We start from the raw sequence: 8598 nt of genomic DNA, 5'->3' as shown, positions 1-8598 counted from the left end.
CCAGGCTGGTGCCGGCGGCGATGATCGCCAGCATCAGCCCGGCGACCGAATAGAGGCCGGGCCCGACAACGACGGTGGCGAGATCGATCAGCTTCACATAGGCGACGAAGACGCCGAGGAGATAGACCTCCATCATCGCCCAGGGGCCCAGCAGGTCGGCCCAGCGGTACAGCCGCGGCAGCCAGCGCGGCGGCCGCCTCAGGCGCAGGCCGCCCAGCACCACGGCCAGCGTGCCCAGCCGCAGGGCGGGGGCCAGGAACATGGTCAACGCCACCACCGCCGCCAGCTCCCACAGCCCCTGCCGGTACAGCGAGACCACACCGGTGACCAGGCTGGCGCTCTGCACCCGGCCGGAGATCTCCAGCGAGATGAAAGGCAGGAAATTCGCCATCAGGAACAGCACCAGCCCGGCGCAGGTATAGGCGAAGGCATGGTCCAGCGAACTGGCGCGGAACCGGTGCAGCGTCGCGCCGCAGCGGATGCAGCGCGCGGCGGTGCCGTCCGGCAGCGCCGGCACGGCATGCCCCAGCCCGCATTCGTGGCATTCCATCAGGCGCGGGGCATTGGCTGAACGGCCCGACCCTGGGCTGGGCGACATGTGACCACTATCAGGCGTGTCGAGTGGTCTTCCCTGCACACAATGTCTCCAGCTTCCTGCCGTGAATCTCAGGTACCGGCAATATCCGGTCCATTCAAGATCTGTCGCCAGCCCGAAACAACTATTCGTTCAGGATTTGCATTGATGTCTCCGAGCGGATGCCTCTGCCGAAGGCCGCCTTCGTGTCCAGGCATGGCGCTGCGCATGTCCTGCGAGATGACAGGTTGACGCTGCCGGGTTCAATCCGGCCCGTCACGGCCCGTATCTCCGGGACTCACATCGTCTCGTCGGCATGGCTTCCGCATTGCCGTGGCGGCTGCGGCGGCGTGGCAACGGAGCCGAGGTGCCGCCATGTCGATCCGCCCCATGTTCGGCGACGGGCAGATCCTATTTCCCATGGCGGATGTGTGAGGGGGGGGCGACGCGTCGCTGCGGGGGCATCGGCGTCACCGACGCGGAATTCGATCCCGGGCCGGCGACCTTGATGATCGCCGGCACCGGTGTCTCAAAAATGCACGGTCCCCGGGGAAGGCCCTTCCCCGGGGACCGGCGCATGCGGATCGCGGAGCCGTCAGGCGCCGCCGATCTCGCCGGTCAGCCAGTACTTCACCCGCGCCGGGTGTTCGGCGATGTATTTCTCGACCGCCGCCTCATAGGAGGTGTCCTGGGCGTCGGCCATCGCCGCCTCCAGCTCCTCCAGCGGCAGGTGCATGCGCATCAGGAACCTCGCCGCTTCTGGGTGGTCGGCCTGGAAGCCCTTGCGCCCAAGGACGTAGATCCGCTCTACCCCGCCCAGGGCGCCCTTCGGGTCCTCAAGATAGCGCAGATCGTACTTGCCGAACATCCAGTGCGGGCTCCAGCCGGTCACGACGATCCATTCCTTCCGGCGGATCGCCCGGTCCAGCGCCGCGACCATCGCCGCATCGCTGGCCGAGACCAGCTCGTAGTCGTCGAGGCCGTAGGTGTCGATCGCCTCGCCCGACAGCCGCATCAGGCCGGCGCCGGGATCGATGCCCTGGATCTTGCCGTTCAGCTTCTTCTGCACGTCGTCCTTGGCCAGGTCGGCAATCGAGGCGACCTGGTCCTCGGGCACGTAGGACGGCACCACCCAGCCCAGCTTGGCATCGGTGTAGAGGACGCCGAGCGTCACCACGTCGTCGCCCACGCGCTTGAAGTAGTCGGCATGGGTCTGCGGCAGCCACGCCATCATCATGGCGTCGATGTCGCCCTTGGCCACGCCCTGGTATTGCGGCGCGATATCGGTCTGCACCAGTTCCACGGGCGTGCCGTAGGTGTCGGTGATCAGCTTCTGGGCCAGCTTGGTGACGAACTCCGCATCGGACCAGGCCGTCCAGCCGATCTTGATCGGAGTCTGGTCCTGGGCGTTCGCCGGGAGGCCGGCGCCGGCGGTCAACGCCGCCGCCAGGGCCAATCTTGCGAAGGCCTTCAGCATGACATCTCCTTGTTCTCAGGGGTCGTTCGGTGCTCCGGAAGTCGCCGGGCCGTCAGCGGCCAGCGGACGGCGCCTCGATGCCGCCGGCCTCGGCCGGCGTCCGGCGGCTGCGGCCGAGGAGCGCCCGCAGGCCGCCGGATGGCTTCGAGCCGCCGACGCTCTGGGTGATGCGGTCCAGGATGACGGCCAGGGCGACGACGGCGACCCCGCCCTCGAATCCCAGCCCGACATCGAGCCGCTGGATGCCGGTCAGGACGGTGTTGCCCAGCCCGCCGGCGCCGATCATCGAGGCGATCACCACCATGGACAGCGCCAGCATCACGGTCTGGTTGACGCCGGCCATGATCGACGGCAGGGCATTGGGGACCTGCACCTTGAAGAGCAGCTGCCGGTCGGTGCAGCCGAAGGCCAGGCCCGCCTCGATGAACTCCTGGTCGACCTGCCGGATGCCGAGGTCGGTCAGGCGCACCACCGGCGGCATCGAGAAGATCACGGTGGCGATCGTGCCCGGCACGGCGCCCAGGCCGAAGAACATGGCAGCCGGGATCAGGTAGACGAAGGCCGGCATCGTCTGCATCAGGTCGAGCACCGGCCGGGCCACCGCCCGGACGAGGGTGCTGCGCGCCATGGCGATGCCGAGCGGGATGCCGACGGTGACGGCGAAGGCGGTTGCCGCGAGCACCAGCGACAGGGTCTCCATCGTCGACTTCCACAGCCCCATGCCCATGATCACGGCCAGCGCCGCCGCGGCGAATACCGCGAAGCGCCAGCCGACCCGCCACAGGGCCAGCAGCACGATGACCAGGATGCCCGCCTCCGGCGGCACGGCCAGCAGCGCCGCCTTGATGCCGTCGGCGACGAAGCCGATGGCGGCGGAGACGACGTCCAGCGCCGGCGCGAAATGGTCCAGGGCATAGTCGACGGCCGTGTTGGCGGCGTCGCCGATTCCGAGGTCGAAGTCCATAACTCAGCTCGTCCGGTCGAGGGCCATCAGCAGGGCGTCTTTGGTGATGGTGCCGTGATAGCGCCCGTCCTCGCCGACGACCGGCACCGGCCAGCGGCTTTCCGCGACACGGCCCAGCACCTGGGTCAGCGGCAGGTCGGCGGCGATCGGCGCGACATCCGGCAGAAAGGCATCGGGATAGGCGTCCCGGGCGTCGCGGCGCAGCGCCGCAGCCAGCGATTCGACGCACACCATTCCCTGATAGAGCCGGGCGCGGTCGGTCACGACGGCGACCTCCTGGTCATGGCGGCGCAGGCGCTCCAGCGCGGCATCGGCCTTCACGTCCGGCCGCTCGACCCGGGCGATCCGAGTCTGCCGGGCGACGTCGCCGGCGGTGAACACCCGGGTCACGTCGACGCCGCGGAAGAACGACCGCACATAGTCGTTGGCCGGCTTCGTCACGATCTCTTCCGGGGTGCCGACCTGGACCACCATGCCGTCCTGCATGATGGCGATCCGGTCGCCGATCCGCATTGCTTCGTCGAGGTCGTGGCTGACGAAGACGATGGTCCGCGAATGCTCGGCCTGCAGGCGCAGCAGCTCGTCCTGCATCTCGGCCCGGATCAGGGGGTCGAGGGCGGAGAAGGCCTCGTCCATGAGCAGGATGGTGGGCTCCGACGCCAGCGCCCGGGCCAGCCCGACGCGCTGCTTCATCCCTCCGGATAGCTCGGACGGCAGGCTGTCGGCATAGCGGTCCAGCCCGACCGCGGCCAGGGCCTCCCGTGCTCGCCGGTGCCGTGCCGCCTCGCCCACGCCGGCCACCTCGAGGCCGAAGGCGGTGTTGTCCAGCACGGTGCGCTTCGGCAGCAGGGCGAAGGTCTGGAACACCATGCTCATGTCGCGGCGCCGCAGCGCGATCAGGTCGCGCCTCGACATCTTCGTCACATCCTGACCATCGATCACGATGCGGCCGATCGTCGGCTCGATCAGGCGGTTGATCAGCCGCAGCAGCGTCGACTTGCCGGATCCTGACAAGCCCATGACGACGAAGATCTCGCCTTCGCGGATCTCGAACCGGGCATCGTTCACCCCGACGGTGCAGCCGGTCCGGCTGCGGATCTCGGCCTTGTCCCGGCCAGCCTCGACCATCGGGATCGCCTCAGCCACGCGCGTTCCGAAGATCTTGTAGAGGCCCTCGATGGCGATCTTCGGGGCAGCATCGGGCATGGCGCCGCTCTCGGCGACGGCGCCGCCCGACTCAGTCATTTCATCGATCATTCCAGGGTTCGTAAAGCATCATGCCGCAGAGTGCAACCCGGTTGTCCCAAATTGTTTCGATATCGTTAATATTTGTTCTAAACCTTGGAATTATGGAGTGAATCAATTAAAAGGAAATACTCGTTATTTTCGTATCATTCGGATCTAAGTGCTGGGTAAGAGTGAATGGGTGTCGAAGCCGGGTGCTTCGCAACTGTTTGGCGCGCGGCGTGAGCCGCCCGGATCGATCAGGGTGAGGCGAGTGCAGGCCTTCGCGTGGCGAGGCGTTATCCGCTCAGGCGCCCCGCCTTGTCGCCGGACTATCGGGGCCTGAAGGCCGTCAAGAGGCCGCTGACCAGGCCGGAGGCCTTGTCCTGCAGTGCGTCGCGGCTGTCGGCGCTCGCGACATCCACCATCTGCTCGCCGAGCGTCTTGCCGGACGGGGTAGAGCTCGGGACCTCCTGCAGCGCGATCAGCCCCTGCATCGACAGCCTGACTTCGAGCGCCTCCGTAATCTCCCTCGGGCGATCGTTGTAGTAGTTCGTGACGGTCAGCAGGCCGTTCTGCTCGAGCCAGTAGGTCGTGTTGTACGCCAATTCCGTCTGCGGCAATTCATCGTCATGCAACAGGCCAAGATCGTCGAAATTAAGGTCGACCGGATTGGGGAATGCCCCGTAGAGCAATGCGAATACCTTCAGTGCAATCGTGTTGAAATGATCGAATTGCAGATCGGCTGTCACTGTCCCGTTCTCTCCATCATCGGCGAATTTTCGCGTTGCTCTGGCGAGAAGACGTCGGTCATCCCGCACAAATGCGACGCGGCGGAGGGTATGAAGCTCCTCAGCGACGGGCGGGACATTTGCGAGAGCAATGCCAATTCCGCTGCGCACGCCACTTGGACGAGTGCGTCGTCGCGATTCTGTCAGTCTAATTCATCAGGGAGGCGATGGAAACTTGTTCGGTCGTCCCGTGACGATCAGGCGCCCATGGCGCGGGATCAGGAGGTCGTCGGGATCCGGGAGACCGTCTCGTAGCCCGGCAGGCTGCGCTCATCGAAGATCCTGCGCGCCTCGTCGACCTCCTCGAGATGGTCGAGCATCCAGGCGTAGAGCGCCTTGAACGGGTGCTGAAGCGAACGGCCGAGCGGGGTGATCTCATACTCCACCGCCACCGGCGAGACGGGGATGACGCGCCGCGATACCAGGCCGTTGCGCTCGAGCCGCCGCAGGCACTGCGTGAGCGCCTTCTGCGTCACCCCCTCGAGATGGCGCTTGATCGCATTGAAGCGCATCGGCCCGGGGTCGAGCACCGTGAGGACCATCATCGACCATTTGTCCGCGATCTGATCGAACAGCAGGCGGCTGGGGCAATCGACCACGAAGCGCTGGCGCTCACAGGACATGGTTTCCTCGACGATACCTGGGCGATTCAAGGTGCGTAATTGACGCTAGGTTTCCGATGTATACCTATCCGGCTCCTGCCACAATGGAGCTGTTTCGCATGGTCACCTCCTCCCCGGATGCCCTGTTCCGTCCCTTCAGGCTGCGGTCGCTGGCGCTGCCGAACCGGATCGTCATGGCGCCGATGACACGCTCCTTCGCGCCCGGCGGCGTGCCCGGCCCGGCCAATGCGGCCTATTACCGCCGGCGCGCCGAAGGTGGCGTCGGCCTGATCCTGTCCGAGGGGACAGTGGTCGATCGCCCGGCATCGCGAAACGATCCCGGTATCCCGTTCTTCCATGGCGACGCCGCCCTGGATGGCTGGCGGGGCGTGATCGACGCCGTGCATGACGCCGGCGGCCGGATGGGCCCCCAGCTTTGGCACACCGGCGCGGTCAAGAGCTTCCTCACGGACTGGACGGCCGACGCCCCGGTCGAGAGCCCGTCGGGCCTCGATGCGCCCGGGGTGGAGCGCGGGGTCGCGATGAGCGATGCGGCGATCGCCGACACGATCGCGGCCTTCGCGAAGGCGGCGGCGGAGGCCAGGAGGCTCGGTTTTGACACGGTCGAGCTGCACGGCGCGCATGGCTACCTGATCGACCAGTTCTTCTGGGCAGGCACCAACCGCCGCGGGGACCGCTATGGTGGTGCCACCATCGGCGAGCGCTCGCGCTTTGCCGCCGAGATCATCGCGGCGGTGCGGGCCGCTGTCGGGCCTGACTTCCCGATCATCATCCGGCTCAGCCAATGGAAGCAGCAGGATTTCGCCACCCGCCTGGCGGAGACGCCTGACGAGATGGCCGCCTGGCTGCGGCCGCTGGTCGAGGCCGGTGCGGATGCCCTGCATTGCTCGCAGCGTCGCTTCTGGGAGCCGGAGTTCCCGGAGATCGATGGCGAGCACGGCCTCAACTTCGCGGGGTGGGCGAAAAAGGTGACCGGGGCCGCGACGATCAGCGTCGGCTCGGTCGGGCTGTCGGGAGACTTCATGGCCGCGTTCAGCGGCGAGAGCTCGCCGAGGGCCGGCCTGGACCGGCTGATCGAGCGGATGGAGCGCGACGAGTTCGACCTGATCGCGGTCGGGCGGGCGCTCCTCAGCGATCCGCACTGGGCGGCGAAAGTGCGCGCCGGCAACTCGGACGCCCTGCGCGGCTTCGACGCTTCCGCGATGGCCGAGCTCGTCTGAAGAACGCCGGCGGCGGCGCGGGAATGCCGCCGCCGGCCGGAAGCCGCTGGAGCCGGCCTCTTTCCTGGAGAGGGATTCCGGAAACAAGAACGGCGCCTCGGGAGGGCGCCGTTAGAACCGGTCTGGAAATGGTCGGAGTGAGAGGATTCGAACCTCCGGCTTCTACGTCCCGAACGTAGCGCTCTACCAGGCTGAGCTACACTCCGTCTGCACCGGCGGATGGGCTTATAGCGAGACTGGCGGGGGCCTGCAAGGCCTGTGTCGCAGTTCCGTCAGAAATCCCGCTCGACCACGAAATCGACCACGTCCTCCAGCGCCTGGCGCATCGGCGAAGCGGGCAGCAGGCGGATGGCCCGGATGGCATTCTCGGCATGGCTCCGCGCGGCCGCCATGCTGTCGGCCAGCGCGCCGTGACGCTGCAGCAGGGCCACGGCGTGGTCGAGATCCTGCTCGGCCTGCTCGCCGTCCTCCAGCGTCCGGCGCCAGAAGCCGCGCTCCTCGTCGCTGCCGCGCTCCACCGCCAGGATCACCGGCAGGGTGATCTTGCCCTCGCGGAAATCGTCGCCGATGGTCTTGCCCAGCCGGGCCTGGCGGGCGGAATAGTCCAGCACGTCGTCGACGATCTGGAAGGCGATCCCGAGCTCGGTGCCGAAGTCGCGCATGGCGGCGCATTCGGCCGGGCTGCGGTCGGCCACCACGGCACCGATCTCGCAGGCCGCCGCGAACAGCTCCGCCGTCTTGGCGCGGATGATCCGCAGATAGGTGTCGCGGCTGGTCACGGTGTCGTGCGCCGCCGACAGCTGCAGCACCTCGCCCTCGGCGATCACCGCCGAGGCGTTGGCCAGGATGCGCAGGGTCTCCAGCGACCCGTCCTCGACCATCACCTGGAAGGCGCGGGAGAACAGGAAGTCGCCGACCAGCACGCTGGCCTGGTTGCCGAACACGACATTCGCCGACGCCTGGCCGCGGCGCAGGTCGCTCTCGTCGACCACGTCGTCATGCAGCAGGGTGGCGGTGTGGATGAACTCGACCGCGGCGGCGAGGCCGACATGGCGCTGGCCGCGATGGCCGCACAGCCGGGCTGAGGCCAGGGTCAGCACCGGCCGGATGCGCTTGCCGCCCGAGGCGATCAGATAGCCGGCCAGCTGCGGGATCAGCTCGACCGAACTCTGCATTCGCTGCAGGATCAGGGCGTTGACCGCCTCGAGATCCGCTGCGACAAGGGCGGTCAGGCGGTCGAGCGCGCCGGCGTCGGCGGTCGGCTCCGGCGGCAGGGACTCGGCTCTCGTCGCTCCAAGACTGGCGGTCAAGCCCGGCTCCTCAACATCCATCGTCCGATCTCCGGCGCCGGCCTGCAGCAGGGCAGCGATCCGAACCGGATTGTGTCACCATGACCCTTGTGTGCGCTGCATAGACGAGAAATCGGCCCCGTGAAAGAGCTTCTGCGAACCAATGACCCGGTCCGGCTGTCCTTCCTGACGGCCCTGCTGGCCGACGCGCGCATCGAAAGTGTCATCCTTGATATGCACACATCGGTGCTGGAAGGAAGCCTGGGCATCTTGCCGCGCCGCCTGATGGTCCCGGTCGAGGACTGGACCAAGGCGCGATATGTCCTTCAATCGGCAGGGGAAAGCTTGCCCGATGCCTGAGGCCGCCGGCCGCCCTCGCGGCCGGGCGGGAGGACCGGACGTGCGTCGGCGGCCGTGTTCCGACCTGCTGCAGCCC

The 8598-nt window shown here is 67.4% G+C and carries 9 protein-coding genes and 1 tRNA gene; 2 read left to right on the top strand and 8 right to left on the bottom strand.

What is annotated here, in order from left to right; translation table 11 throughout:
- The 6 genes from P409_RS18950 to P409_RS18925 form a co-directional block, all read right to left on the bottom strand.
- Nucleotides 1–598, bottom strand: a 598-nt coding sequence (locus tag P409_RS18950) for a paraquat-inducible protein A (protein WP_161790425.1), incomplete at its 3' end; no start/stop codon positions are given.
- 571 nt (nucleotides 599–1169) lie between these two features.
- Nucleotides 1170–2051, bottom strand: a complete 882-nt coding sequence (locus tag P409_RS18945; protein ID WP_034841421.1) for a glycine betaine ABC transporter substrate-binding protein — start codon at nucleotides 2049–2051, stop codon at nucleotides 1170–1172.
- A 52-nt stretch (nucleotides 2052–2103) separates the two neighbouring features.
- Nucleotides 2104–3015 carry an ABC transporter permease gene (locus P409_RS18940; protein WP_034841418.1) on the bottom strand — a complete coding sequence of 304 codons (912 nt, stop codon included), beginning with the start codon at nucleotides 3013–3015 and terminating at the stop codon, nucleotides 2104–2106.
- Nucleotides 3016–3018: 3 nt separating this feature from the next.
- Nucleotides 3019–4260, bottom strand: a complete 1242-nt coding sequence (gene proV, locus P409_RS18935) for a glycine betaine/L-proline ABC transporter ATP-binding protein ProV (RefSeq protein WP_052120925.1) — start codon at nucleotides 4258–4260, stop codon at nucleotides 3019–3021.
- Nucleotides 4261–4571: 311 nt separating this feature from the next.
- Nucleotides 4572–4991 carry a hypothetical protein gene (locus P409_RS18930; RefSeq protein ID WP_034841415.1) on the bottom strand — a complete coding sequence of 140 codons (420 nt, stop codon included), beginning with the start codon at nucleotides 4989–4991 and terminating at the stop codon, nucleotides 4572–4574.
- Nucleotides 4992–5248: 257 nt separating this feature from the next.
- Nucleotides 5249–5653: a winged helix-turn-helix transcriptional regulator gene (locus tag P409_RS18925; RefSeq protein ID WP_034841412.1), complete on the bottom strand. Its 405-nt coding sequence runs from the start codon at nucleotides 5651–5653 to the stop codon at nucleotides 5249–5251.
- A 56-nt stretch (nucleotides 5654–5709) separates the two neighbouring features.
- On the opposite strand from P409_RS18925, the gene P409_RS18920 reads away from it, so the two are divergent.
- Nucleotides 5710–6873 carry an NADH:flavin oxidoreductase gene (locus P409_RS18920; protein ID WP_343285514.1) on the top strand — a complete coding sequence of 388 codons (1164 nt, stop codon included), beginning with the start codon at nucleotides 5710–5712 and terminating at the stop codon, nucleotides 6871–6873.
- 129 nt (nucleotides 6874–7002) lie between these two features.
- On the opposite strand, the gene P409_RS18915 is transcribed toward P409_RS18920, so the two are convergent.
- Nucleotides 7003–7079 (bottom strand) — tRNA-Pro (locus tag P409_RS18915).
- Between the two features lie 66 nt (nucleotides 7080–7145).
- Nucleotides 7146–8183, bottom strand: a complete 1038-nt coding sequence (locus tag P409_RS18910) for a polyprenyl synthetase family protein (protein WP_430515645.1) — start codon at nucleotides 8181–8183, stop codon at nucleotides 7146–7148.
- Between the two features lie 120 nt (nucleotides 8184–8303).
- On the opposite strand from P409_RS18910, the gene P409_RS18905 reads away from it, so the two are divergent.
- The gene (locus tag P409_RS18905; RefSeq protein WP_034841409.1) at nucleotides 8304–8522 is read left to right on the top strand and encodes a putative signal transducing protein; all 219 of its coding nucleotides are present in this window, start codon (nucleotides 8304–8306) and stop codon (nucleotides 8520–8522) included.
- The last annotated feature ends 76 nt before the right edge of the window (nucleotides 8523–8598 follow it).

The sequence above is a fragment of the Inquilinus limosus MP06 genome, assembly GCF_000767795.1.
GTDB classification, from domain to species: domain Bacteria; phylum Pseudomonadota; class Alphaproteobacteria; order DSM-16000; family Inquilinaceae; genus Inquilinus; species Inquilinus limosus_E.
The sequence above is the reverse complement of the archived record's forward strand: the minus strand, read 5'-3'. Positions and strand labels throughout refer to the sequence as shown.

What these genes read in the sequence shown, in the direction of transcription:
- P409_RS18945 (WP_034841421.1), bottom strand. Translation starts at nt 2,051, where the DNA reads ATGCTGAAGGCCTTCGCAAGATTGGCCCTGGCGGCGGCGTTGACCGCC.
- P409_RS18940 (WP_034841418.1), bottom strand. Translation starts at nt 3,015, where the DNA reads ATGGACTTCGACCTCGGAATCGGCGACGCCGCCAACACGGCCGTCGAC.
- proV (WP_052120925.1), bottom strand. Translation starts at nt 4,260, where the DNA reads ATGACTGAGTCGGGCGGCGCCGTCGCCGAGAGCGGCGCCATGCCCGAT.
- P409_RS18925 (WP_034841412.1), bottom strand. Translation starts at nt 5,653, where the DNA reads ATGTCCTGTGAGCGCCAGCGCTTCGTGGTCGATTGCCCCAGCCGCCTG.
- P409_RS18920 (WP_343285514.1), top strand. Translation starts at nt 5,710, where the DNA reads ATGTATACCTATCCGGCTCCTGCCACAATGGAGCTGTTTCGCATGGTC.